Below are 24,954 nucleotides of genomic sequence, written 5' to 3' on the forward strand. Positions count from 1 at the left end.
GGCCCGCGACCGCGCCGTGGTCGCCGCCCGGCAGGCCGACGACGCCCGGCAGGAGGCCGCGGAGCTGGCCGCGCGGCTGCGCGCGGAGGTGGCGGCCCTGGCCGCCCAGCGCGACACGCTCACCGCCGAGCTGACCGTGGCCCGGCAGGCCGCGGCGACCGCCGAGGGTCACCGCACCGCCCTGACGGTACGACTCGACGCCGCCGAGACCGACCGGGACCTGGCCCAGCGGCGGGTGGCGCAGCTCGGCGACCAGGTCAGTGACCTGGCGTTGGCGCTGGCCCGCCTCGGCGCCGCCGCTCCCGGCGACGCCACCTGATGATCGTGGCGCAACCTTCGGTAGGCTCAGGCGGTTAACCTCCCCGGTGGCAGCGGACACACACCGTTGTCCCGACCCGCCTGGGGATCACCTCACCGGGTGAGCGTCCCGGCCAGCTACCCTTGGTCCCGGCCCACCCGTGGACGCCTCACGCCCTCGGGCGGGAATGGCTCGACGGGGACGCACCGTTACACCCAGAAGACCAGCACCACGAACGAGGGGAAGTCGATCATGGGCGAGCGTATGCTGCGCGGAAGCCGCCTTGGCGCGGTGAGCTATGAATCCGACCGCAACACGGAGCTCGCGCCGCGTCAGACCCGCGAGTACCTCTGCGCCAAGGGCCACCAGTTCGAGGTGCCGTTCGCCGTCGACGCCGAGGTCCCGACGACCTGGGAATGCAAGTTCGACGGCAGCGTCGCCCGACTCGTCGACGGCAACGAGCCGGAGCAGAAGAAGGCCAAGCCGCCGCGCACCCACTGGGACATGCTTCTGGAGCGGCGTTCCATCGCCGAGCTGGAGGACATCCTGGAGGAGCGCCTGCAGGAGGTTCGGACCCGCCGCGGCCGCGCCTGAGCCGCACAGCGCACGATGACGGCGCCCCCGGGGATTTCCCCGGGGGCGCCGTCGTGTCTGCCTTGAGCGCTCTAGTGCCGGCCGGGCTCGACGATCTCGCCCTCGATGGCCCGACCGCCGTCGACCACCACCGGCTGTTCCGGTTGCGGGGTCGGTTGCGGGGTCGGTTGCGGCGCACCTTGGCGCACCCGCACCGTGCGGGGCCCGAACAGGTCACCGGCGACCATCGACGACACTCGCCGCTCGGTGGCACGCCGCACCCCGGCGCGGGCCAGTCGACGCACCGGCGGCACCAGCAGCAGCAACCCGACCACCCCGCTGACCAGGCCGGGCACCGCCAGCAACAGCGCACCGGCCAGCCCGACGAGCCCGTCGGTCACCTGCCCACCCGGGGGCTGCCCGGCCGCCGCCGCAGAGCGGAAACCACGCCAGGCGCGCATCCCCTCGCGGCGCAGCAGCACCAACCCCAGCAGGGACGCGGCGAACACCAGCAACACCGCCACGCCGAACCCCAGCGCCCGCCCCACGCCGACGAACACCGCCAGCTCCAGTACCACCGCCAGCAACAGGGCCAACGGTACGAACCTCAGTCCTCGGCGCATCTCACCTCATCGCCATTCCTGCGGACACCCACGGACGTGTTCCGCTCATCCAGCATGACACGGCCGCGCTCACGGCCACCGTGCCTGACCCGCTCACGGCCACCGCACCTGGCCGGTGGCGGTGCCGTGCAGGCCCCGGCGCACCGCCTGGCGCCGGTCGCGCACCCCCCAGGCCGTGATCCGCCACAGCGCCTCGACCACGATCTTCGGGCTCATCTTGCTGTCACCGCGCTCCCGCTCGGCGAAGGTGATCGGCACCTCCACGATCCGCACCCCGGCCCGGTGCGCCAGCCGCGACAGCTCCACCTGGAACGAGTACCCCTGCGAGGTCACCGACTCCAGGTCGATGGCGTCCAACGCGCTGATCCGGTACACCCGGTAACCGCCGGTGGCGTCCGACACGGGCATGCCCAGCGCCAGGCGCGCGTACAGGTTGCCGCCGCGCGACAGCAACAGCCTCCGCAGCGGCCAGTTGAGCACCCGCGCACCCCTGGTCCACCGGGAGCCGATGACCACGTCGGCGTCGCGGGCGGCGTCCAGCAACGCCGGCAGGTCCTCCGGGGCGTGCGAGCCGTCCGCGTCCATCTCCACGACCGCCTGGTAGCCACGCTCGCGCGCCCACCCGAACCCGGCCAGGTACGCCGCGCCGAGGCCCTGTTTGCCCTGGCGGTGCAGCACCTGCACGTGCGCGTCGCCGTCGGCGAGGGCGTCGGCGATCGCGCCGGTGCCGTCGGGGCTGTTGTCGTCGGCGATGAGGATCTGCACCGCCGGGGCGGCTCGCCGGACCCGGCCCACGATCACGGCGATGTTGTCGGCCTCGTTGTAGGTGGGGATCACCACCAGCACCCGGCCCACCCCGGGCACCTCGTCCGCGCGTCGGATCGTATCGGTCGCCTGGATCACGGTTCCTCCGCTCCCGCCGGCGTACCGGCTGTTGCTATCCGGGCCTGACCCGCTGCCGCCGGCGCAGCACCGCCGCGCCGACCAGGGCCGCCGCGGCCAGCGCGGCGAGCGCCACCTCGGGCCACCAGCCGAGGCGGGTGGCGAGGGTGCGTCCGTCGTCGAGCCGCAACTGCCGCACCACGACCTCCCGGGTGTTGAACCCGGTGGCATCGCTTACCCGCCCGTCGGGTGCGACGAACCCGGACACCCCGACCGTGGAGGCCATCAACGCCGGCCGTCCGTGCTCCACCGCCCGTAGCCGCACCATGGCCATCTGCTGGCGGGCCTCCGCCTCGTTGAAGGTGGCGTTGTTGGTCTGCACCACCAGCAGTTGCGCGCCACCGGTGACCGTGTCGCGGACGACCTCGTCGTAGGCGACCTCGAAGCAGATCACGTCGCCGAGCACGGTAGGCCCGGCGCGTACCACGCCCGGGGTGCTTCCGGGCACGAAGTCGTTGCGGATCAGGTCGACCTTCTTGCTGACCATCCGGGCCACGTCGCGCAGCGGCACGTACTCGGCGAACGGCACCGGGTGGCGTTTCGTGTACAGCTGCTCGAGGTCCGCGCCGGTGCCGGGACGCCACAGGATGCCCGCGTTGCGGACCTGCCCGGCGTCGGGGCCCAGCAGCACCGCGCCGACCAGGATCGGCGCCCCGATGGTGTCGGCGGCCTGAGAGATGCGCGCACCGGCGGTGGGGTTGCGCAGCGGGTCGATGTCGCTGGAGTTCTCCGGCCACACCACCAGGTCCGGTCGCCGCTGTTGCCCGGCGGCGACCCGCTCGGCAAGTTCGATGGTGGCGTCGACGTGGTTGTTGAGCACCGCCTGCCGTTGGGCGTTGAAGTCCAGGCCCAGCCGGGGCACGTTGCCCTGCACGATCGCCACGGTGACGGTGTCACCGGACCCGGCGGTGGCGACCGGCACCAGCAGACTCCCGGCGGTCAGCGCGACGGCCACGACGGCCGGTACGACCACAGGCGTCCACCGCCGCGCCGGCGCACCCTCGGCGCGTGGCGGGCCGTCCAGCGGGCCGTCAGCGTCCTGCGGGCCGTCGCCCGGTGTAGTGGCCACCGCGTCAGCCGCGGGGTCGGCTGGCGCCTCTCCGGTCGTGTCGGTGTCGGTGGGGTGGATGAGCGCGGTGGGACGCCGGGCGGCCCAGAGGTGCCAGACGGCGGTGACCAGCAACCCGCCGACGAGCGCCACCGCGAAGGTCACCAGCGGGGCGCCGCCCAACGCGGCCAGGCGCAGCAGCGGCGAGGTGTCCTGGCTGAACGCCAACCGCCCCCACGGGAACCCGCCGAACGGGGTGCGGTCGCGCAGCGCCTCCTGCCCGACCCAGAGCAGCCCGGTCAGCGCCGGCCACGCCCAGCGGGCGCGGTCGACCAGCGGCGACACCCAGGCGGTGGCCGCGCCCAGCAGCGCCAGGTAGCCGGCCTGCAACAGCGACAGCAGCACCCACGGCAGGGAGCCGGTGTGCAGGTTCGTCCAGGCCAGCAGTGGGGCGAAGAACGCCACCCCGGTCAGGAAGCCCAGGCCGGCGCCGGCGCGCAACCGTCGCCGGTGCGCGGCGGCGGCCAGCAACGCCACCCCGACGGGGGCGAGCGGCCACACCCCGTACGGGGGGAACGCCACCAGCAGGGCCAGCCCGGCGGCGATCGCCAGGGGAACCGCGACCCGTAGCGGTAGGGGGCGACCCGCGACGACCGGCGTGTTGATCACCGTGGGGGTGTGGGGGTCATCCCGGTCCAGCATTGTCACCGCAGCTTCACCTCGATCACCCGGCGAAGGCTACCTGGCTGACGGTCCTGGCTGCCGCGTCGGGCCGCCGGCGGTGATCGGAGGGACCCGGTGATCAGGTGATGAAAAACAGGTCGAGGAAGGCTGTTGGACCTACTTTTCGTCACCTGATCACGGGAAGCGGCCCTGGCGCGGGTCAACGCGTCGGGGGACATGAAATCGGGGCGCGGCTCGCGCCGCGCCCCGATGCTCCCAGGCCCTTCCCGGCCGGTGTGGCGAGGATGGGGCACGACGACCTTCGGACCGACCGGACGTGGACTGGCTGCCCCCGCCGGGCCGTTGTCTACTGGCCGTGCACCTCACCCTGCCCGTACACCGGTAACCGCGGCCGGTTCGCGCCGCCCCGCCGACCCCCGCCCGCTGGACCTGGCCGCCGCGACGATGACGCTCAAACATGTCGCTCGGCCAGCGGACGAAGGGACGAAGCGAACAACAGCCGCTTCCCGTGGTAGGACTCAAAGACGGTACGTGCCGACCCCCGTCGGTTGTCAACCCGCAGCCGGCCTGTCGTGTGTTGCGACACGGCGTGTCGGGTCGGCGAGTCTCAATGCGTACGCAGATGCTGACGCAGCAGCGACTGCGCGGCCGCCCGGTGCTCCTCGGCGAGCAGCCCTCCGGCGGCCAACACGTAGTCGGCGTCGACCACCGCCGCGGCGGCGCGCGGCAGCGCCCACCCGCCGGCGTGATCGGCCAGGACCGCCGTCAGCACCTGCCCGGAAACGTCGGCCGGCGAGTGCCGCAGCACCCCACCGGAGCCCACCAGCATCCGCACGTCGCGCAGGTCCCGCCCGGCCCGCTCACCGGTGGCGGCGCCCCGGGCGTGCCGGCGCAGTGCCACCGTGGCGGCGAGGGTGGCGATACGCCGGTCCACGGTCCGCTCGACGTCGTCGACGGCCAGGAACGCCGGGTCGGCCGCTCGTCGCGCCGCCGCGGCGGCCAGGTCGTCGGCTTCGTCGGCGGCGAGCAGCCGCTCCTCCACGGCGGCCCGCACGACCCCGGGGGCGCTCCACCGCATGCCCAGATCGCCCTCCACGGTGCGGGCCCGCCACAGGCTGCCGGCGACCTCCCGGCCCGGCCCGGTGGCCCGCTCGTCGGGCGTGAGCACCGAGTACACGTCGGTGGTGGCCCCACCCACGTCGACCACGGCCAGGTCGCCGCCGAGGGTGTCGGCGAGCACCTCCACACCGGTGAGCACCGCGTCGGGGGTGGCCGCCCGCACCAACCGCGCGAACCGGGCACCCCGCGACAGTCGTTTACCGCCGATGACGTGGCGCAGGAACACCGCCCGGATCGCCGCCCGCGCCGACGCCGGGGCGAGCACGCCGATGCGCGGCAGGACGTTGTCGGCGTCGGTGACCGGCACCCCCGCGTCCCGCAGCAGCCCGGTCAACTGCTCGCGTACGTCGGCGTTGCCCGCGTACACCACGGGTCGGCGCCACCGGGCCCGGGCCAGGCGGGTGGCGTTGTGGGTGATCGTGTCGGCCTCGCCGCCGTCGGTGCCGCCCACGAGCAGCACCACGTCCGGGCGGGCCGCCCGCAACGCCGTCAGGTCGGCGGCGCCGAGCCGCCCGGCCGCGACGTGCACCACGTGCGCGCCCGCGGACAACCCGACCCGCCGGCCGGCCTGCGCGGTGACCAGCGGCTCGTAGCCGATCACGGCCAGCCGCAGCCCACCACCGGCCGACGAGCACACGTACCAGGGAACGTCGCGGACGCCGAGCCCGGCGGTGGCCGCCGCGACCGCGGCGTCGAGGCCGTGCAGCACGTCGGTGCCCACGGTGGTGGGGGCCGACGCCGCGCCGGCCAGGACACCGGCGGCCAGGTCCACCACCGCCACCTTCGTGTACGTGGAGCCGACGTCGGCGCAGACCGCCAGGGTCACAGACCTCCCCTGTTCGCGACTGCGGGGCTCGCAACCCCGGCTCACTCCTCGCGACTCACTCTGGCGGCGGGGACGACCACGGTGCCGGTCGCGGTGACCGCCACGATCGGCGGGTCGAGGACCTCGGCGGCGGACGCGGAGCGGTCCGGGCGACCCCGGCACACCACCGCGCAGCTCAACTCCAGGGTGCGGCTGCGGGTGCCCACCCGCGACACCCGCGCGGTGACCTCGACCACGTCCCCGGCGTGGACGGGGGCGTGGAAGCGCACGTCGGCGTACCCGGCGAACAGGCCCTCGTCGCCGTCGGTGCGGATGCACACCTCAGTGGCGACGTCGCCGAACAACCCGAGGGCGTACGCCCCGTCGACGAGGTTGCCGGCGTAGTGGGCGTGCGAGTAGGGCACATACCGCCGGTGCGTCACCGTCAACCCGAGCCGTGCGTCGGTCATGCCATCGCCTTCCGTTGCGTGATCAGGGCGTGCACGAGGTAGCTGGCCACCTCGCCGGGCGTGGTGCCCCGACCGAAGATCCGGTCCACGCCCAACTCGTCGGTCATCGTCTCGTCGAAGCGGGGACCACCGACGATCAGCAGCGGTCGCCGCCCCGCCGGCATCGCCTCCCGGAACGCCGCCGACATCTCCCGGGTGTTGTGCAGGTGCGCGTCGCGTTGGGTGACCACCTGCGACACGAGCACCGCGTCGGCCTTCTCCGCCCGGGCGGTCTCCACCAGCTCCGGCACGCTGACCTGCGCGCCCATGTTGGTGACCTTCAACTCCCGGTAGTACTCCAGGCCCTTCTCTCCCGCGATGCCCTTGACGTTGAGGATCGCGTCGATGCCCACGGTGTGCGCGTCGGTGCCGATGCACGCCCCGACCACTGACAGTTTGCGCCGCAACCGCTGCTTGATCACCGTGTTGACGTCCTTCGCCGACAGCAGCGCGAAGTCACGTTCCACCACCTGCACGGCGTTGAGGTCGACCAGGTGGTTGACCCGCCCGTAGACGACGAAGAACGTGAACCCGTCGCCCATCGGCTTGGCGTGCACCACCATCGCCGGGTCGATGCCCATCTTGTTGGCCAACTGCACCGCCGCGCCCTCGGCGCGCTTGTCGTGGGTCACCGGCAGGGTGAACGACACCTGCACCATGCCGTCACCGGTGGTGTCCCCGTACGGGCGCACGATCGCCTTGCCGGTCGGCACGCTGGCGTGCTGGCCGCTGTGCTCGCTCATGCCGCCGCCTCCAGAATGTCGGTGGCCGGGTTGCAGTAGTCGGCCTCGTGCGCGGCGACCCCGTCGAGGCCCTTGCCGCGGTCCGCGGGCCGCTTCATGATCCCGAAGGTGCCCTCGGCGATCGCCGTCAGCAGCGTCTGCTCCCCGATGCGTTCCAACAGGTCCAGTGCCTCACCGAGGACCTGGTTGGCGCGGCGGCGGATGAACCCGCCCGGCGCCGGCACGAAGTCCTCGTGCAGCCCACCGGCCGCGCCGAGGACGTAGCGCACGTTCTGCAGGGCGATGTCCCGGTCGGACAACCACGGCGTCACCACCGCCTCGGTCATCATCCCCACCAGCAGGATGCCCTGACCGGTCAGCGCGCCGGCCAGGTTGAAGAACCCGTCGAGCAGGTTGCCCCGGAACACGTCACCGGTCATGTGCTTCGTCGGCGGCATCCACTTCAACGGCGCGTCGGGGAACAACTCCCGGGCCAGCAACGCGTGCGCCAACTCCAACCGGAACGACTCCGGCACCTCCGGGTTGATCTCGAACGCGTGCCCCAACCCCAACTGCCAGTCCGCCAACCCCGCCTCGTGCGCGAAGAACTCGTTGAGCAGCTGCGACACGGTCACCGTGTGCGCCTCGTCGACCGCGTCGGCCGTGGTCAGGTAGTTGTCCTCACCGGTGTTGATGATGATCCCCGCGCGGGCGTGCACCTGCCGGGAGAACCGCTGGTCGACGAAGGTGCGCACCGGGTTGATGTCGCGGAACAGGATCCCGTACATCGAGTCGTTCAACATCATGTCGAGGCGTTCCAACCCGGCCAGGGTCGCCATCTCCGGCATGCACAACCCGGAGGCGTAGTTGGTCAACCGCACGTAGCGGCCCACCTCCTTCGACGACTCGTCCAACGCCGCGCGCATCAGCCGGAAGTTCTCCTGGGTGGCGTACGTGCCGGCGAACCCCTCCCGGGTCGCGCCCTCGGGCACGTAGTCCAGCAACGACTGCCCGGTGGAGCGGATCACCGCGATCACGTCCGCGCCGGCGCGCGCCGCCGCCTGCGCCTGCGGAATGTCCTCGTAGATGTCGCCGGTGGCGACGATCAGGTAGATCCACGGCCGCTGCGCCGGGTCACCGTGGCGCTTCACCAGCCGGTCCCGCTCGGCGCGCCGCCGGTCGATGCGCCGAATGCCCGCGCCGACGGCCTTGCGCGCCGCCGACCGGGCCGCCGTGGCCGCCCGCCCGGTGGGCTGGGTGAACCGCACCGACCCGGCCGCGGCCTTCTGCGCCAGCAACGTCACGTCTGTGCTGCCCTCACGGACCAGGGCGTCGAACACCGGCACCGCGACCCCGTGGCCCAACCCCACGTCCGCGGCGACCGCGTCGACGAGCCGGTTCACCCACGGAATGCCGTCCGGGTCGGCACCGGTCACCCCGGCCAACCGCAGCACTGCCCGCTCCACCGACACCGTGGTGTGGCTGCGTGCCAGGTCCACCACCGGCTGCCCGGCCCGACGCGCCAACTCCCGCGCCCGCGCCACCAGCACCGGATCAAGATCAAGCTTCCCGGTCATGATGACCCTTCCTCGTAGATGACCTCACCGCGCAGCACCAGGCGCCGGCACACCGGCAGCGGCGTCGGGTCGTCCGGACCCCGCGCCTCCGGGTCCTCGGCCTGCAACACCGGCAGACCCCGCTCCACCCCCGCCGGCGTTGACCACACCGCGAACGTCGCCGGCGCACCCAACGCCAGGACCCCTTCGACGTCCAGGTGCACCGCCCGCCATCCGCCCCGGGTGTGCGCCGCGAACGCCGAACGCACACTCATCCGCTGCGCCGGGTTGTGGTGCGCCACCGCCGCCCGCACCGAGCCCCACGGGTCCAGCGGCGTCACCGGCGAGTCCGACCCGAACGCCAACGCCACCCCCACCGAGTGCATCGCACCCATCGGGTTCGACTCCAACGACCGGTCCAACCCCAACCGCGTCTCGTACATCCGGCCCGCGCCACCCCACAACCGGTCGAACGCCGGCTGCATGCTCGCCACCACCCCGTACTCCACGAACCGCGCGATCAACGCCTTGCTCATGATCTCCGCGTGTTCGATGCGGTGCCGGGCCGCCCGCAACCGCTCCACCCCCACCGTCCGCGCCGCCGCCGCGAACCCGTCGAGGACGGTGCCGATCGCCGCGTCACCGATGGCGTGGAACCCGCCCTGCATGCCGTGCGCCGCGCAGTCCAGCAGGTGATCGCGCACCTGCTCGACCGACAGGTACCCGTGCCCGCAGCCGTCGCCGTCCCCGTACGGCTGCGACACGTGCGCCGTGCGCGAGCCCAACGCCCCGTCGGCGAACAGGTCCCCACCGGCGCCGACCGCGCCCAGCTCCCGGGCCCGCGCCGCACCACCCAACTCACCCCAGTACCCGTACACCTCCGGCAACCCCGCGCCGGAGATGCCCAGCAGACCGGTGAAGTCCTCCTCGTCGGAGATCTCCGGGCCACCACACTCGTGCACCGCCGCGATCCCCAACGACGCCGCGTGGGCCAGGGCCACCCGCTGCGCCGCGACCCGCTGCGCCCGACTCACCGACGCCTGCGCGGCCGCCCGCACCACGTGGTGCGCGTCACGCCGCAACCAGCCCGACGCGTCGTACCCGGCCGCCAGCGCCGCCTGCGGGCACGCCGCCAGCAACGCCGACGACACCAACGCCGAATGGATCGACGCCTGCGACAGGTACACCCGCCGGCCACCGGCCGCCCGGTCCAGCGCCGCGGCGTCCGGCAACGTCGGATCCGACCAACCCGACTCGTCCCAGCCGTGCCCGAGCACCACCGCGTCCGCCGGCAGACCCGCCGCGAACCCCGCCACCGCGTCGAGCAGCTGCCCCGCCGAGCGCACCCCGGACAACGACAACCCGGACAACGCCAACCCGGTGTCGGTGGCGTGCACATGCGCGTCGACGAACGCCGGCGTCACCAACGCCCCGCCCAGGTCCACCACCCGGTCGGCCGGCGGCGCGTCACCGTCGGTCCCCAACCAGGCAATCCGCCCACCGGACACCAGCAGCGCGGTGGCGCTCGGGTCGGCGGGGCAGTGCAGCACGCCGCCGCGATACAACGTCGAGGGGTTCGTCATGACCTCAGTCTGCCGCGACCCGCGCCGCGAACAGCTGACGCACCCCCGGCTCGGCCCGCAGCAGCCCCAGCGCCAACTCCGCGTGCCCCGGCACGTACCCGTTGCCCACCAGCATCGTCACGTCCGCCGCCAACCCCTCCGCGCCCAACGCGGCCGCGGAGAAGCTCGTCGCCATCGAGAAAAAGATCACCGTGCCGCCGTCCGCGGTGGCCAGCACCGCCCCGTGCTCACAGCCCGGCACGTCCACGCAGACCACCGTCACGTCCGCCGGCACCCCCAGCGCGGTGGTCACCGCCGTGGACAACCCCACCGGGTCGCGCGCGTCGGCCAACGCCACCACCGAAGCCAGACCGGCGGCCGTCAGCGCGTCGCGCTCCGCCGCCACCGGCACCACCCCGACGGTACGGGCGGCGCCCGCCCGTCGCGCCGCCGCGAGAGACAACGACCCGCTCTTACCCGCCCCACCGATCACCGCGACCCGCACCGGCGTCGGATCACCGGTACGCCGACGATCCTCGACGTAGCGCGACACCACCCGGGCGGTCAGCGCGGGCGCCCCGCACACGTCCAGCACGGCGAGGGACAACTGCGGGTCCTCGTCGTCGGGCAGCACCGCGGCGATGGAGCGCGCGAACAGGATCGCCCAGCCGTCACAGGGCACCTGCTCGCTGCGCCCGTCCCAGCGGGCCAACCCATCGGTGATCACCAGGGGCGTCAACGTCAACGACACCAGGGTGGCGACCCGCTCCCCCGCCCTGAGCCCCAGCGGGGACCGCCGACCGGCCTCCTCGACCGTGCCGATCAGCATCCCGCCCGACCCGGTCACCGGGTTCTGCATCTTCCCCCGGGTCGCGATGATCTCCAGCACCTCGGCGCGGACCGCGTCACCGTCCCCGCCGTGCTTCTCCGACAACTGCCGGAAGCTCGCCGCGTCCAGGTTGAGCCGCTGCACCCGGATCCGCACCTCGTTCGGCGCGATCGCCGCCGACGTGTCCAGGCGCCAGGCCGCCTGCGGCAGCACTCCCGCCGGTTGCACGACGCGGTGCAGTCCCACCGGTGACGTCACGCCAACCTCCCCCTGCCAGCCGTCCGAAGCCCCGGTCAAGGCTCGCGTAACGGGAAAACTTACGGCAGACTAGTTTCTGTACCGAATATTTTCCAGTAGCCTTCGGGCTTCGATGATCAGCCGCAACACCGAGGAGGGGCCGTGACCCAGACCATCCCGCACCCCCGTCACGTCCCGGCCGCCACACCGACCGCCGGGCAGCCCTACGAGTACCACCGCCGCCCCCTGGTCGAACCCGACTGGACCCGTTTCCCCGGCTGGCGCCACGTCACCCGCGACCAGTGGGAATCCGCCCAGTGGCAGCGCGTCAACTGCGTCAAGAACATCAAGCAGCTCCGCGCCGTCTTCGGCGACCTGATCGACGAGACCTTCTACGCCGACCTCGAGGCCGACCAGTTGGCCCTGGCCACCATGTCCATGCTGGTGCCACCACAAATGATCAACACGATGGTGCCGTTCGCGACCCTCACCACCGAGGCGCTGCTCGCCGACCCCATCCGCCGCTACATGATCCCGGTCGCCTCCGACCGACGCACCGACTGGCCCTCACACCCCTACGCCAGCCGCGACAGCCTCCACGAGCACGACATGTGGGTCGCCGAAGGGCTCACCCACCGCTACCCCACCAAGGTCCTCGCCGAGCTGCTCTCCACCTGCCCCCAGTACTGCGGGCACTGCACCCGCATGGACCTCGTCGGCAACTCCACCCCCGCCGTCGACAAACTCAAACTCACCCTCAAGCCCGTCGACCGCTACGACGCCCACATCGCCTACCTCAAGGCCCACCCCGGCGTACGCGACGTGGTCGTCTCCGGCGGCGACGTGGCCAACGTCCCCTGGCGCAACCTCGAGTCGTACCTCATGCGCCTGCTGGAACTGGAGACGGTCCGCGACATCCGGCTCGCCACCAAGGCCCTCATGGGCCTGCCCCAACACTGGCTGCAGCCCGACGTCGTCGAGGGCCTGGAGCGGGTGGCCCGCACCGCCGCCCGCCGCGGCGTCAACCTCGCCATCCACACCCACGTCAACCACGCCCAGTCCCTCACCCCACTGGTCGCCAAGGCCGCCCAGACCGCCCTCGACGTCGGCGTCCGCGACGTCCGCAACCAGGGCGTCCTCATGCGCGGCGTCAACGCCACCACCCCGGAACTGCTCGACCTCTGCTTCGCCCTCCAGGGCGAAGCCGGGATCCTGCCGTACTACTTCTACATGTGCGACATGATCCCCAACGCCGAACACTGGCGGGTCCCGGTCTGGCACGCCCAGCAACTCCAGCACGACATCATGGGCTACCTCCCCGGCTACGCCACCCCCCGCATCGTCTGCGACGTCCCCTTCGTCGGTAAGCGCTGGGTGCACATGCTCACCGACTACGACCGTGAGCGCGGCATCTCCTACTGGACCAAGAACTACCGCACCTCCATCGAATCCGCCGACCTGGAGGCGCTCAACAAGCGCTACGCCTACTACGACCCGATCGACACCCTGCCCGCCGACGGCCAGCAGTGGTGGCACGACCACCGCAACGACTGACCCACCGACGACGACACCCCCGGGAAGCCCAGCTCCCGGGGGTGTCGCGCACTCCGTGGTCAGGCGCAGCCCAGACCCTGCGAATAACCGGCCCGCAGCTTCCCGGCCGCGATCTCGTCGGCGTACTCCCAGAACACCTCCGGCCAGTCGCCAGCCTTGTCCATGTCCCGCAGCACCCGCCACCCGTGGCTGCTCCGCAGCGCCTCGACGGCCCGCCGCACCCCAGCCTCATTCCCACTCGCCCTCGCCCGCTGCCACTCCGCGATCCACCCGCAACCCACCCGGGACGTCACAGCGGCGCCGAACTGATAGCGATCGTTGATGCCGACGTCAACCAGCGCCGCGACGTCGAAGCCCGGCGGCAGCGGCACGTCCACGAGCACCTCGGCCGCCCGCGCCAGCGCCCGCTCGGGAGTGACGATCTCCGGCGGAAGCGCGCCCAACCACGTACGCGCATCCACCCGGACGACGTTCGCCAGGACCCGGGCGAAGTCCTTCCGGGACCAGTCACCCCCGGTACGCAACTCGACGAAGACCCCGTCACGGGGACGGAGCAACACCTCGAAGTCGCTGGCGGAGTACTCGAACTGGTCACCCGGCCAGCCGTCGACCTGCACAGCCTTCGGACGACTGACGGTGAGCCGGTCAGCGTAACGGTCGGCGTAACCGTCAGCCGGATACCAGTCGAACTCCAACTCGCGTCCACCGTTGCGGAACATGATGGTGCCCGCCTCCTGGGTGAACCCGGACACGTTGGTCGCCTTCCAGCCAGGCCGGTTGATCAGCAGCCGCGGATTCTTCTCCGCGGCCCGCATCGCCACCGGCGAGTAGACCACCGGAGCACCGGCGCTGGGAGCGGAAGCCACCTCCCCGACCTCTTCGGGCTCGCGCGGCAGAACAGAGACGACCAAAACGCTGGCGAGCACCACGGCCGCCACCGCCACACCAGCGAAGCGACGCGCTCTCGGTTGCCGACGGGGTGATTCCACGAACCGACCGAGCGTCGACTCGGCCATGATCTCCCCCAGGAGGGTCTGCTTCACCCCATCGAGCTGTCCGACGAGGTCCAGCCGAGCGGGGTCGGCCTCTCGAACCAGCCGGTCAAGGTGTTCCTCGGTCATCTCTGCTCCTTCCGGGTGGCTGCGGTCAGCACGTCGAGTACATGTCCAGGCGGTCCGAGGTCGTCACCGACCAGTTCGCGCAGCCTGGCCCGCGCCCGCGAGAGCCGTGTCCGCACCACGGTGGGACCGACCCCGAGAACCGCGGCCACCTCGCGCGGCTGCAAGCCCTCCCACACGGTCAGCATCAACACCTCGCGGTCCAGCTCACCCAGACCCGCCAACGCCGCCCGGACAGCGAGCCGCTCAGGCACCTCACTGCCCGGATCAGCGGCCACCACGACGGCGATCTGCTCACGTAATCGCTCACCCAGCCGCTGCCGGCGAACCCCACCCCGGTGATGATTGGCCAGCACCCGCCGGGCCACCCCGTACAGCCAGAGCCGAGCTTCACCGTCGGCCGGAATGTCATGCCTGCGCCGCCAGGCCACCAGGAAGGTCTCCGCGACGACGTCGGCCCCGTCCTCGGGATGCGCGACGCGCCGCAGCGCGTACGCCAACAACGGCTCGAAGTGCTCAAGATAGACGCGCCGGAAGCGGTCCTCGTAGTACTCAATGCCGGAGCTCACATCCACTCCATGTCCGGTGGGGCCCCAACCGTGACAGCCCTCGAAACCCACCTCGCAACGCTCGGCCCCAGCAGCTGCCGGCACAGCCGACAACCACCCACGGCGCTCCCCCAGCGGAATCCTCAACCCGGGAACACCACGCACCGCCGACGAGCGTCCACCACTGCTGATGTTGGTGACCGACGCCCGGCGGTCCACCCGCCGCGACGACGAGAGTGCACGGGTCGACGCGGAACGAGCGTGATGCCCCTGGCTGCCTCGGTCGCCTCAGCCGCCGGCCAGCACCTCGGACAACGGCGCCGCCACCAGCCCCCGCTCACGCAGCCCGGCCAGGATGTGCGGCAACGCCTCATCGGTCATCGCCGCGTTCGCCTCGGTCACATGCATGATCACGACTGAGCCGGGGCGAACGTGGTCCAACACCGCCCGTACCAACGGCTTCCACGCCGTCGCGAATGGATCGCCGCTGACCACGTCCCCGTCGACCACCGTCACACCCAAAGGTGCCAACGCGTCCAACGCCGCCGCATCGTGGCACAACCCGGGAAACCGGAAGTACCGGGTCTGCCGACCCCCGTACGGCGCGATCACCTCGAACGTCTTCGCCACATCGCCGGCCAGCTCGTTGACCGGCAGCCGGGGCAGGTCGTAACAGTCGGCGGTGAACGCCGCGTGCCCGTAGGTGTGGTTGGCCAACTCGAAGCGCGGGTTGCCGGCGATCCGCCGGGTCACGTCCGGATACCGCTTGACCCACTTGCCGGTCAGGAAGAAGGTCGCCGGCACCTGCTCCCGCTCCAGCAGGTCGATGATGCGCAGGTTCGCGTACGACTTCACCCGGCCGGCCCGCAGGCTGGCCAACATCCCGTCGGTCATGTCCGCGTCGAAGGTCAGCGCGACCCTGGCACCGGTGCGCGGCCCGTGATCCACCACCGGCGCCCTGGTCCCCACCCGCGTCGCCCCCGGGAAAGCCGGAACAGGCGGAACCGTCGGCGTCGGAACACTCTGTGGGGTGGCGGGAGCCGTTGGCGTCGGAACCGCCTGCGATGCGCTGGCCGGCGGCGCGGTCGCAGAGGCGGACGAGCCGACGAAGACCGGACCCTCCGGCGGTGGCACCCGGGACGCCGTGCACGCGACACTGCCGACAACGGCGGCCGCAACCAGTACGCCACACCACAATGGGCGAAGGCGGGGTCGGATCACGTCGCAGATCATCGCAGACGCGAAAGCGCCTCACTGTCCCGCGCGTACCGTCTCGAACGCCGGCGGACGCACCTCGCCCCCGAGCAGGAAAAAGGGGCCAACGCCGCCAGCACCAGGGAACGAAGCACGACGGGTCCCCGGGCGACGGTGCGCCCGGGGACCCCTGGACTGCTCAGGTCACTTCGTGAAGGAGTCCTTCATGTTGCGACCAGCGTCCTTGACGTTCTGACCGGCTTGCTTGGCGCGCGCGTCGCTCTCCTGGCTGGCGCCCTCGCCACGCATCCGCTCGTTGTCGGTCATGTCGCCGACGCGCTCCCTCGCGGCGCCGGCCATCTGCTCAACCTTGTTCTTTGCCTTCTCGGTGAAGCTCATCGCGCCTCCTCGGTCTGGCGGTTGTCCCGGCTTGCTTGCCCGGTCTCCGGGTGCCGAAACCGGCGGTGCCGGTCAGCACACTCCCTAAGGCATCCTAGGAAGATAGGTAGTGAAAGGGTCGCCTGTCGGTGACGCCCCACGATGGTTAACTGACGGCATGGGAGAGCTCCTGCTGATCCGACACGGCGAGACCACCTGGAGCGCCAGCCTGCGGCACACCTCGTACACCGACCTGGAGCTGACCCCCGACGGCGAGCGACAGGCCCGCACCCTGGCCGCGTTCCTGGCCGGCCGGCGCTTCGTCACCGTGCTGAGCAGTCCCCGCTCCCGGGCGCTGCGCACCGCGCAGCTGGCCGGGCTCACCGTCGACGCCGTCGACGAGGACCTCAGCGAGTGGAACTACGGCGAGTACGAGGGCCGTACCACCGTCGACATCCACGACGACGATCCGCACTGGAACATCTGGACCGACGGCTGCCCCGGCGGGGAGTCCCCCGCGCAGGTGGGCGAGCGGCTCGACCGGGTGCTGGCCCGCGTCACCCCGCTGCTCGACCGAGGCACCGTCGCGCTGGTCGGGCACGCGCACAGCCTGCGGGTGCTCGGTGCCCGCTGGATCGGCCTGCCCCCGTCCGCCGGCGGGCGGCTACGCCTGGAGACCGCCACGGTCAGCGCGCTCGGTCACGAACACGGCCGGCAGGTCATCCTGCGGTGGAACCAGCCGGCTCCTCCGGCACCCGGGACCGCGACCGACTCGGTGCCGCAGAGCTGATCTTCGGCGGCCGGTTCTCGTACGGCGTGGACAACACCACTGTCGTCCGGGTCGTGACGTTCGCCGAGGTGCGGATCTCCTGGAGCACCCGCTCCAGGTCGGCGGGGCTGGCCACCCGCACCAGCAGCAGGTAGAAGTCCTCCCCCGCCACCGAATAGCAGGAGTCGATCTCCGGCAGGTGGGCCAGCCGTTCCGGGGCGTCGTCCGGCTGCGACGGATCGAACGGGCGGATCGCCACGAAAGCGGTCAGCGGCAGGTCCAGCGCCTCGAACGACACCCGGGCGGCGTACCCCTTGATCACCCCGCGCTGCTCCAGCCGACGGACCCGCTGGTGCACGGCGGACACCGACAGCCCCACCCGCTCGGCCAGGTCGGTGTACGACAGACGGCCGTCGGCGGTCAGCGCGGCGACGATAGCGCGGTCGATCTCCTCCACGGCGTGCAACCTACCGGGAAATCCGTTCCACGGCGACGAGGTACCCGAGTGGCGGACCGCGGTGGGCCGTGACGCACCCACCGCAGCCCCACCACCACGTACCGCCGTCAGCCCTTGGCGAGGGCCCGGGAGATCACCATCCGTTGGATCTGGTTGGTGCCCTCCACGATCTGCAACACCTTCGCCTCACGCATGTACCGCTCCACCGGGTGGTCGGCCACGTAACCCGCGCCGCCGAGCACCTGCACCGCGTCGGTGGTCACCCGCATTGCCATGTCGGTGGCGAACAGCTTCGCCTTGGCCGCCTCGATCCAGTACGGGCGGCCGGCGTCGCGCAGCCGGGCCGCCGCCAGGGTCAGCGCGCGGGCGGCGGAGATCTGGGTGGCCGCGTCGGCGAGCATGAAGCCCAGCCCCTGGAAGTCGATGATGGAGCGCCCGAACTGCTGGCGCTCCCGGGCGTAGGAGACCGCGTAGTCCAGGGCGGCCTGGGCCAGCCCGACCGCGCACGCCGCGATGCCCAGCCGGCCGGAGTCCAGCGCGGACATCGCGATGGTGAAGCCCATCCCCTCGCCGCCGATCAACCGGTCGGCCGGCACCCGCGCCTCGTCGAAGGCGATCTGCGCCACCGGTGAGGCGCGCAGCCCCATCGTCCGCTCGGCCGCCTGCGGGGTGATGCCGGCCGTGCCCGCGTCGGCGAGCAGGCAGGAGATCCCCTTCGGACCGGGTCCGCCGGTGCGGCAGAAGACGTTGTAGAAATCGGCCGTGCGGGCGTGGGTGATCCACGCCTTGGTGCCGGAGACCAGGTACGCGTCGCCGTCGCGATCCGCCCGGGTGGTCAGGGCCGCCGCGTCCGAGCCACCCTGAGGCTCGGAGAGGCAGTACGCGCCCAGCAACTCGCCACCGAGCATGTCCGGCAGCAGCTTGCGCTGCTCGTCGCTGCCGAACGCCGCCACCGGGTAGCAGGACAGGGTGTGCACGCTGACCGCCTCGGCGACCGCGAGCCAACGGCTGGCCAGGACCTCCAGCACCTGCAGGTACACCTCGTACGGCTGCGCCGCGCCGCCGTACTCCTCGGGGTAGGGCAGGCCGAGCAGGCCGGCGCGGCCCAGTGTGCGCAGCACCTCCCGGGGAAACTCGGCGCGTTCCTCGAAGGCTGCGGCCTTCGGCGCGAGCTCGCCGTCGGCGAGCTCGGTGGCGAGACCCAGCAGGTCGTGGGCCTCGTCGGTGGGGAGGATCCGGTCGACAGTCATAGCGCGATGAGCTCCGTGGGGGTGGTGTTGAGCCGTTGCACGCCGTCCGTTGTGCAGACGACGATGTCCTCGATGCGGGCGCCGTGCCGGCCCGCCAGGTAGATGCCCGGTTCGATGGAGAACGCCATGCCGGCCTCGAGGGGTCGGTCGTTGCCGGCCACCAGGTACGGCTCCTCGTGCCCGTCCAGACCGATGCCGTGGCCGGTGCGGTGCAGGAACGCGGCACCGTAGCCGGCGCCGGCGATCGGCGCCCGGGCCGCGTCGTCGGCCGCCGCGCCGGTGATCCCGGGCCGCACCGCCGCGACGGCGGCGCGCTGGGCGTCGCACAGTACCGCGTAGTAGTCCAGGAAGTCGGCCGGCGCCGACCCGCCCGCCACATAGGTGCGGGTGCAGTCCGAGCGGTAGCCCGACGCCATCGTGCCGCCGATGTCGACCACCACCGGCTCGCCGACGCCGATCGGCCGGTCCGAGGTGCCGTGGTGCGGGCTGGCCCCGTTCGGCCCGGCCGCCACGATGACGAAGTCGACGGTGACGTGCCCGACGGCGCGGATCGCCGCGGCGATGTCGGTGGCGACCTCGGCCTCGGTGCGGCCGGGGCGCAGCCACTCGCCCATCCGCAGGTGCACCTCGTCGATCGCCGCGCCGGCCTCGGCGAGCGCAGCGACCTCTGCCGGGGACTTGCGGATCCGCAACTCGCGCAGCACCTCCCCGGCGAGCCGTTGCGCGGCGTCGGGCAGCGCCGCGCGTAGGCCGAGGACCTGCTCGGCCCACATCCGGTCGGCGAGCCCGACCGCCGCGACCGGGCCGTCGAGGGCGGCGACGACCAGGGGGTACGGGTCGGTGCCGTCGACGTGGTCGACGATGCGCACTCCGGTCGCCGGCGCGGGGGACGCCTCGGCGGCCGGGCGTTCGAGCCGGGGCACGACGAGGGTCGGCTCACCCTCGGCGGGCAGCACCAGGCAGGTCAGCCGCTCCCCCGCGTGGGCGTCGTACCCGGTCAGATACCGCAGGTCGGAGCCGGGTGTGAGCAGCAGGGCGTCCAGGCCGGCGGCGGCCGTCGCGCGCTGCGCCGCGATCAACCGGTCCGGTGGATACAGCTCGTCGATTCCCACCCCGTCAGCTTAACGGTCGTTTGGGCAAACCCCATATCGGCACCGATCGTCGGAAAATCCATCGACGTTGATTGACGCGGACAGTTAACACTCTTTAAGATTTGGCTGCCTCGAGGCCCACCCGTCCCTGTGTCCCCGCACCCCCGCCCGCGACCACCCTGCGCGGGCGGGTGTCGTCCCCCGCCCACGGGAAGGCCCCCGATGTCCTCACCACTGCACCGCGCCCTCGCCGCCGGCCTGCTCGCGCTGGCCACCGCCGGCGCCACCCTCACCGCCACCAGCGCCCCCGCGCAGGCCGTCGTGCTGCCGAACAACTTCAAGAGCGTCGGCTACATGCCCTCCTGGGCCGGCAACATCAACACCATTCAGTACAACAAGCTCACCCACATCAACTACGCCTTCGTCCTGCCCAACAGCAACGGCACCCTGCAAGGGGTGGACGGGGCCCGGCTCTCCTCGCTGGTCTCGCAGGGGCACGCCAACAACGTCAAGGTCTCCATCGCCGTCGGCGGCTGGAACGACGGCAACGACTCGGCCTTCGAGACGCTCGCCGCCAACGCCACCAGCCGCACCAACTTCGTCAACAACCTGGTCAACTTCGTCAACCAGTACAACCTCGACGGCGTCGACATGGACTGGGAGTATCCCGACCCGGGCGCCTCGGCCAACAACTACACGGCGCTCATGACGCAACTCAGCAGCGCCCTGCACAGCCGCGGCAAGCTGCTCACCGCCGCCGTGGTCAGCGAAGGCGGCAGCGTCCAGGGCGTCCAGACGGCCGTGTTCAACCAGGTCGACTGGCTCAACATCATGGCGTACGACGGCGGAAGCCCGCACGCCAACTACGACTGGTCGATCAACAGCATCAACCTGTGGAAGGCCCGCGGCCTGCCGGCCAGCAAGGCCGTCCTCGGCATCCCGTTCTACAGCCGTCCCGTCTACTACAACTACTCGTACCTGGTCGGACTCGACCCGGCGAACGCCAACCGGGACTGCGCCACCATCGGCGGCAGCCAGCAGTGCTGGAACGGCATTCCGACCGTCAAGCGCAAGACGCAGTGGGCGCTGGCCAACGCCGGCGGCGTGATGAACTGGGAGCTGTCGCAGGACACCAGCGGCTCGACCTCACTGCTCAGCGCCATGTACGACACCATCATGGGCGGCACCACCCCGCCGCCGACCGGTCGCACCGGTCAGATCACCGGGATCGCCGGCAAGTGCGTCGACGTGGCCTCGGCGAGCACCGCCAACGGCGCCGCCGTCCAGCTCTGGGGCTGCAACGGCACCAACGCGCAGACCTGGACCGTGGCCGGCGACAGCACGCTGCGCGCCCTCGGCAAGTGCGCCGACATCACCAGCGGCTCCACCGCCAACGGCGCGAAGGTCCAACTCTGGGACTGCAACGGCAGCGGCGCACAGGTCTGGCAGGCGCAGTCCAACGGCACGCTGCGCAACCCGCAGTCGAACAAGTGCCTCGACGCGAGCGACAACAGCTCCGCCGACGGCACCCGGTTGCAGATCTGGGACTGCTTCGCCGGCGCCAACCAGCGCTGGACGCTCCCCGCCTGACGGTTCGGTCGCAACGATCCCCGGTCGACGCCCCGCGTCAGCCGGGGATCCCTGCGTGCTCGCGGACCAGGGTGAGCATCTCCTCCACCGAGCCGGCCGGGTCGGTGACCGGGAACTGCACGGCTCGCACCACCGCCTGCGGGTCGACCAGCAGCGTCAGCCGCTTGAACCGGGTCATCCCACCGGCGCGGAAGACCGGCAGCAACAGCCCGGCGGCCAGTCGGCCGTCCTGGTCGGACAGCAGCGGAAACGGCAGCCCGGCGTACGCGGAGAAGTCGGCGAGCTGGTCCGGCCGCTGCGTGCTGATCCCGTACACCCGTACCCCGGCGGCCTGGAAGTCCGGGTGCCGCTTCGCGTAGGTGGTCGATTCGAGGGTGCAGCCCCGGGCACCGGGGATCTCCGACCAGGCCGGCGGATAGCCCTGCGTCCCCGGCGCGTACGCCCCGGGGAAGAGGTAGAGGACGCTCCACGCGTCCAACGCCGCCACCGACACAGGCTGACCGTCGACACCCGGCAGCACGGCCTCGGGCAACCGCCGCCCGATCAGGTCGCGTGCCCGGCGCGCCTCGGCAGACCCGGCGTCGGCCGTCGCGGTCAACTCTCCGTCACCCATCAGATGCCTCGTCCCCCAGTCCTGGAGGGCGATCAGCACCGGTAGGAGCCCTTCGCCCTTCGCGGTGAGCAGGTAGTCGTAGCGCGGCGGGTGTCGTGAGTACGGCCGGCGCTCCAACACGCCGTGCTCGACCAGCGCGCCGAGGCGTTCGGTCAGCGCCCGTCGGCTGACGCCCAGCTCACGTTGCAGCGCGTCGAAGCGGGTCGTCCCGCCGGCGACGTCGCGCACGACGAGGAACGTCCACCAGTCCCCCAGTACGCCGAGCGCCTGCGCGATGCCGCAGTCCGCATCGGCAAGATCCTCTCGCCGCACCCGCTACCTCCGTCGCTCCCACTCCGACTATAGTACGTTCCAATTTGAAATTCACTGGGTTGGCGAACGGGGGTCGGCGACATGCACGTCGACGGTCGGTGTCGGGGGTCGGGTGGCTGATCAGACGTTGCCGGCGATCCGGCGTACCCGGGCCGCCTCGGTGAGGACATCGACGCTGTGCACGTACTGGTCGACCGCACCCACCAGCGGCCGGGCACGCAGCGCCGGGTCGGTCACTGCGGCACTCAGCGCGGCGGCGATCCGCTCGGCGCGCAGCACCAGGAAGGGGCGGCTGTGGAACGGCTGCGCCCGGGCGCGCACCGGCACCGCGAGACGGGTGTCGTCGGTCCATCGGGCCACCGTCTCCAGGGCCTTGACCAGCCCCGTCTGACGCCGCGCCCAGTCGCCCGGGCCGAGCGCGTCGGCCAGCGCCACGACCACCGGCTCGGCGCCGTCAAGCCGGCCGAAGACAGTGCCGAGCCACTTGTCGTACGGCGGCCAACGCCGGTGCAGCAGCAGACCGAGCCGCATGAGATCCCGGGCCAGCCCGGCGGTCACCACCCGACTGCCCAGCTCGTCACCGACCTCGGCACACCGGCCGGGCAGGTGCTCCGCCTGGGCGATCCGGGTCCAGGCGGAGGCGAGTACGTGGCGCCACACGTCCGTCGGATACCAGCTGACCGCCGTACGCCGGGCCGTCAGCGCTCCACCGAGACCGTCGTGGAAGACCGCGCCGCCGGTCACCTCCGCCAGCCGCTGGGTCGGGGTGGCCAGCCAGTCCGCCGTGGTGACCCCTGCGGCCGGGTCGAAGCCGAGCCGGTCGCGCCACCAGCCGCCCAGTTCGGCGACGTCGACCCCGTGCCGGCTGCCCGCCGGGTCGGAAACGCCCAGCCGCCCGTCCTCGCCGACGAAGCGGGTCGGCCAGCCGAGGAACTCCACCGGCAGGTCGGCGTCGAGCGCGGCGCGCAGCACGGGGACGCGGGCCACCTCGGCTGCCGGGACGAACAGATGCACGCGTGGCCCCCAGTCGTGGTCGGTGGACCGCACGGTGTCCAGGCCGAGCACCTCCGAGCCGCCGTCGAGCAGTCCGGCCGCGTACGGCAGAGCGGGACACCGGCGGCGCAGGATCGGCGCGACCACCTCGTCGTGGTAGCGACGGGCCAACGTCAGGCCGGGAAGGAACGCCATACCCGCAGTCTGCGCCGCGCGGCGACCAGCCCGCACCGTCGTTTTCCGGCCCGGCGCGTCCTCCGCGGCCCTAGCCTGGGGTCGGGGTCCCGCGCGGGCGACCCCGACCGGGAGGACCGAGGTGGCAGCGAACCAGGCGAGCAGGGCGGCGACCCGCCGTCGCCGTCAACTGTGGGCCGGGGTCCTCGCACTCGTCGGCCTCGTCCTGCTGGTCATCGGCGTCACCGTCGCCGACGGCGTCGCGGCCTGGGTCGAGGTGGTGGTCGCGGTCCTGCTGCTGGTGACCAGCTACGTCGTGCAACACCTGGCCCGACGGGAGACCGTCTATCGGCCCGACGAGCGACGCTGACACCACCAGCGGCCGGGCGTACCCCGGATCGTCGGACGGTTGTGCCAGGCTGTCCGGCGTGGCACACCGACCCCCGATCCTGCTGATCGACTCAGCCAGCCTCTACTTCCGGGCCTACTTCGGCATTCCGGAGTCCGCCGCCAGGGCCGAGGACGGCACCCCGGTCAACGCGGTGCGCGGCTTCCTCGACATGCTCGCCACCCTGATCCGGGTGCGGGGCGCCGACCGGATGATCTGCGCCTTGGACTACGACTGGCGCCCGGCGTGGCGGGTCGACCTGCTGCCGTCGTACAAGGCGCACCGGGTCGCCCCGCAGGGCGGCGAGATCGTTCCGGACACCCTCTCCCCGCAGGTGCCGATGATCCTGGAGGTGCTCACCGCCGTGGGCATCACCGCGGTCGGCGCGACCGGCTACGAGGCCGACGACGTGCTCGGCACGCTCTCGGTGACCCAGCCCGGCCCGGTCGAGGTGGTCTCCGGTGACCGGGACCTGTTCCAGCTCGTCGACGACGCCCGACCGGTCCGACTGCTCTACGTGGGGCGCGGCGTCGCCAAGCTCGACGACTGCGACGACGCCGCCGTACGGGCCCGCTACGGCGTGCCCGCCGACCGGTACGCCGACTTCGCCGCACTGCGCGGCGACCCGAGTGACGGGTTGCCCGGGGTGGCCGGCGTCGGCGACAAGACCGCCGCCCGGCTCATCGAGCGGTACGGCAGCATCGCCGGCATCCTGGCCGCGCTCGACGACTCCGACTCGTCCTTCGCACCGGGTCTGCGCGCCAAGCTGGTCGCGGCGCGCGACTACCTGGGCGTCGCGCCGACGGTGGTCCGGGTCGCCCTGGACGTGCCCCTGCCGGAGCTGCCCACCGCGCTGCCGAGCGCGCCGGCCGACCCGGACCGGCTGCTCGAGCTCGCCCAACGATGGAACCTGGCCGGCTCGGCCCGCCGCCTGGTCGACGCCCTCGCCGCCCCCCGTGGCGGCGAGAAGCCGTCGACATCCCCGCAAGCGGGGTAACCGCCCGACACAACCCGGTTG

Annotated in this window: 24 protein-coding genes and 1 pseudogene; 7 read left to right on the forward strand and 18 right to left on the reverse strand. The window is 72.2% G+C overall.

All coding sequences use genetic code 11. The features are described 5' to 3' along the window. Nucleotides 1-319 (forward strand): annotated as a pseudogene (locus tag DLJ58_RS33845) (hypothetical protein); the annotation flags it as partial. A 231-nt stretch (nucleotides 320-550) separates the two neighbouring features. Further along, on the forward strand, nucleotides 551-892 hold the full coding sequence (locus DLJ58_RS14780; protein ID WP_091398247.1) for an RNA polymerase-binding protein RbpA: 342 nt from the start codon (nucleotides 551-553) through the stop codon (nucleotides 890-892). Between the two features lie 71 nt (nucleotides 893-963). On the opposite strand, the gene DLJ58_RS14785 is transcribed toward DLJ58_RS14780, so the two are convergent. The 9 genes from DLJ58_RS14785 to kdd all read right to left on the reverse strand — a co-directional run bounded on the left by DLJ58_RS14785 (nucleotide 964) and on the right by kdd (nucleotide 11,528). After that, nucleotides 964-1,494, reverse strand: a complete 531-nt coding sequence (locus DLJ58_RS14785; protein ID WP_124856757.1) for an FxsA family protein — start codon at nucleotides 1,492-1,494, stop codon at nucleotides 964-966. 93 nt (nucleotides 1,495-1,587) lie between these two features. Continuing rightward, nucleotides 1,588-2,397: a polyprenol monophosphomannose synthase gene (locus DLJ58_RS14790; RefSeq protein ID WP_244218941.1), complete on the reverse strand. Its 810-nt coding sequence runs from the start codon at nucleotides 2,395-2,397 to the stop codon at nucleotides 1,588-1,590. Nucleotides 2,398-2,431: 34 nt separating this feature from the next. After that, complete coding sequence (lnt, locus tag DLJ58_RS14795) at nucleotides 2,432-4,186, reverse strand: apolipoprotein N-acyltransferase (RefSeq protein ID WP_124856838.1); 1,755 nt, start codon at nucleotides 4,184-4,186, stop codon at nucleotides 2,432-2,434. Nucleotides 4,187-4,775: 589 nt separating this feature from the next. After that, complete coding sequence (locus DLJ58_RS14800; protein WP_124856759.1) at nucleotides 4,776-6,113, reverse strand: glutamate mutase L; 1,338 nt, start codon at nucleotides 6,111-6,113, stop codon at nucleotides 4,776-4,778. 41 nt (nucleotides 6,114-6,154) lie between these two features. Further along, nucleotides 6,155-6,562 (reverse strand): 3-aminobutyryl-CoA ammonia lyase, encoded by a 408-nt coding sequence (gene kal / locus DLJ58_RS14805; protein WP_124856761.1) that lies wholly within the window; start codon nucleotides 6,560-6,562, stop codon nucleotides 6,155-6,157. Continuing rightward, nucleotides 6,559-7,344 (reverse strand): lysine 5,6-aminomutase subunit beta, encoded by a 786-nt coding sequence (gene kamE / locus DLJ58_RS14810; RefSeq protein WP_124856763.1) that lies wholly within the window; start codon nucleotides 7,342-7,344, stop codon nucleotides 6,559-6,561. The genes kal and kamE overlap by 4 nt, the downstream gene beginning before the upstream one ends. After that, nucleotides 7,341-8,900 carry a lysine 5,6-aminomutase subunit alpha gene (kamD, locus tag DLJ58_RS14815; protein ID WP_124856765.1) on the reverse strand — a complete coding sequence of 520 codons (1,560 nt, stop codon included), beginning with the start codon at nucleotides 8,898-8,900 and terminating at the stop codon, nucleotides 7,341-7,343. Before kamD ends, kamE begins: the two co-directional genes overlap by 4 nt. Further along, nucleotides 8,897-10,462, reverse strand: a complete 1,566-nt coding sequence (locus tag DLJ58_RS14820; protein WP_124856768.1) for an amidohydrolase — start codon at nucleotides 10,460-10,462, stop codon at nucleotides 8,897-8,899. The genes kamD and DLJ58_RS14820 overlap by 4 nt, the downstream gene beginning before the upstream one ends. Nucleotides 10,463-10,466: 4 nt before the next feature. Continuing rightward, nucleotides 10,467-11,528: an L-erythro-3,5-diaminohexanoate dehydrogenase gene (gene kdd / locus DLJ58_RS14825; RefSeq protein WP_124856771.1), complete on the reverse strand. Its 1,062-nt coding sequence runs from the start codon at nucleotides 11,526-11,528 to the stop codon at nucleotides 10,467-10,469. Nucleotides 11,529-11,669: 141 nt separating this feature from the next. Between kdd and DLJ58_RS14830 the strand changes: the two genes are divergently transcribed. Then, complete coding sequence (locus DLJ58_RS14830; RefSeq protein ID WP_124856774.1) at nucleotides 11,670-13,061, forward strand: KamA family radical SAM protein; 1,392 nt, start codon at nucleotides 11,670-11,672, stop codon at nucleotides 13,059-13,061. Nucleotides 13,062-13,120: 59 nt separating this feature from the next. On the opposite strand, the gene DLJ58_RS14835 is transcribed toward DLJ58_RS14830, so the two are convergent. From DLJ58_RS14835 to DLJ58_RS14850, 4 genes are all read right to left on the reverse strand, one after another. Further along, entirely contained in the window at nucleotides 13,121-14,182 is a 1,062-nt protein-coding gene (locus tag DLJ58_RS14835) for a hypothetical protein (protein ID WP_124856778.1), read from the reverse strand. Then, complete coding sequence (locus DLJ58_RS14840; protein WP_124856782.1) at nucleotides 14,179-14,748, reverse strand: RNA polymerase sigma factor; 570 nt, start codon at nucleotides 14,746-14,748, stop codon at nucleotides 14,179-14,181. Before DLJ58_RS14840 ends, DLJ58_RS14835 begins: the two co-directional genes overlap by 4 nt. A gap of 267 nt (nucleotides 14,749-15,015) precedes the next feature. Continuing rightward, nucleotides 15,016-15,675 carry a polysaccharide deacetylase family protein gene (locus DLJ58_RS14845; RefSeq protein ID WP_244218942.1) on the reverse strand — a complete coding sequence of 220 codons (660 nt, stop codon included), beginning with the start codon at nucleotides 15,673-15,675 and terminating at the stop codon, nucleotides 15,016-15,018. A gap of 450 nt (nucleotides 15,676-16,125) precedes the next feature. Beyond that, nucleotides 16,126-16,320 carry a CsbD family protein gene (locus tag DLJ58_RS14850; RefSeq protein WP_124856785.1) on the reverse strand — a complete coding sequence of 65 codons (195 nt, stop codon included), beginning with the start codon at nucleotides 16,318-16,320 and terminating at the stop codon, nucleotides 16,126-16,128. 157 nt (nucleotides 16,321-16,477) lie between these two features. On the opposite strand from DLJ58_RS14850, the gene DLJ58_RS14855 reads away from it, so the two are divergent. Further along, nucleotides 16,478-17,089, forward strand: a complete 612-nt coding sequence (locus DLJ58_RS14855; RefSeq protein WP_124856788.1) for a histidine phosphatase family protein — start codon at nucleotides 16,478-16,480, stop codon at nucleotides 17,087-17,089. Here the strand turns inward: DLJ58_RS14855 and DLJ58_RS14860 are convergent. The 3 genes from DLJ58_RS14860 to DLJ58_RS14870 all read right to left on the reverse strand — a co-directional run bounded on the left by DLJ58_RS14860 (nucleotide 17,019) and on the right by DLJ58_RS14870 (nucleotide 19,887). Then, complete coding sequence (locus DLJ58_RS14860) at nucleotides 17,019-17,525, reverse strand: Lrp/AsnC family transcriptional regulator (RefSeq protein ID WP_124856791.1); 507 nt, start codon at nucleotides 17,523-17,525, stop codon at nucleotides 17,019-17,021. The genes DLJ58_RS14855 and DLJ58_RS14860 overlap by 71 nt on opposite strands. Before the next feature lie 107 nt (nucleotides 17,526-17,632). Further along, entirely contained in the window at nucleotides 17,633-18,775 is a 1,143-nt protein-coding gene (locus tag DLJ58_RS14865; RefSeq protein ID WP_124856794.1) for an acyl-CoA dehydrogenase family protein, read from the reverse strand. Continuing rightward, a complete protein-coding gene (locus DLJ58_RS14870; RefSeq protein ID WP_124856797.1) occupies nucleotides 18,772-19,887 on the reverse strand; it encodes a M24 family metallopeptidase in 1,116 nt (371 codons plus the stop codon). Before DLJ58_RS14870 ends, DLJ58_RS14865 begins: the two co-directional genes overlap by 4 nt. A gap of 201 nt (nucleotides 19,888-20,088) precedes the next feature. Between DLJ58_RS14870 and DLJ58_RS14875 the strand changes: the two genes are divergently transcribed. Further along, the gene (locus DLJ58_RS14875; protein ID WP_124856800.1) at nucleotides 20,089-21,456 is read left to right on the forward strand and encodes a glycosyl hydrolase family 18 protein; all 1,368 of its coding nucleotides are present in this window, start codon (nucleotides 20,089-20,091) and stop codon (nucleotides 21,454-21,456) included. Nucleotides 21,457-21,493: 37 nt separating this feature from the next. On the opposite strand, the gene DLJ58_RS14880 is transcribed toward DLJ58_RS14875, so the two are convergent. Together DLJ58_RS14880 and DLJ58_RS14885 are read right to left on the reverse strand one after the other, a co-directional pair. Continuing rightward, a complete protein-coding gene (locus DLJ58_RS14880) occupies nucleotides 21,494-22,381 on the reverse strand; it encodes a winged helix-turn-helix transcriptional regulator (RefSeq protein WP_124856802.1) in 888 nt (295 codons plus the stop codon). A 120-nt stretch (nucleotides 22,382-22,501) separates the two neighbouring features. Beyond that, nucleotides 22,502-23,569, reverse strand: coding sequence for a DUF4037 domain-containing protein (locus tag DLJ58_RS14885; protein WP_124856804.1), 1,068 nt, complete (start codon nucleotides 23,567-23,569; stop codon nucleotides 22,502-22,504). 121 nt (nucleotides 23,570-23,690) lie between these two features. On the opposite strand from DLJ58_RS14885, the gene DLJ58_RS14890 reads away from it, so the two are divergent. Together DLJ58_RS14890 and DLJ58_RS14895 are read left to right on the forward strand one after the other, a co-directional pair. Continuing rightward, a complete protein-coding gene (locus DLJ58_RS14890) occupies nucleotides 23,691-23,918 on the forward strand; it encodes a hypothetical protein (RefSeq protein WP_124856806.1) in 228 nt (75 codons plus the stop codon). A 58-nt stretch (nucleotides 23,919-23,976) separates the two neighbouring features. Further along, a complete protein-coding gene (locus tag DLJ58_RS14895) occupies nucleotides 23,977-24,933 on the forward strand; it encodes a 5'-3' exonuclease (RefSeq protein ID WP_124856808.1) in 957 nt (318 codons plus the stop codon). The last annotated feature ends 21 nt before the right edge of the window (nucleotides 24,934-24,954 follow it).

It is taken from the genome of Micromonospora arida (assembly GCF_003857035.1).
In the GTDB taxonomy this organism is placed as follows: domain Bacteria; phylum Actinomycetota; class Actinomycetes; order Mycobacteriales; family Micromonosporaceae; genus Micromonospora; species Micromonospora arida.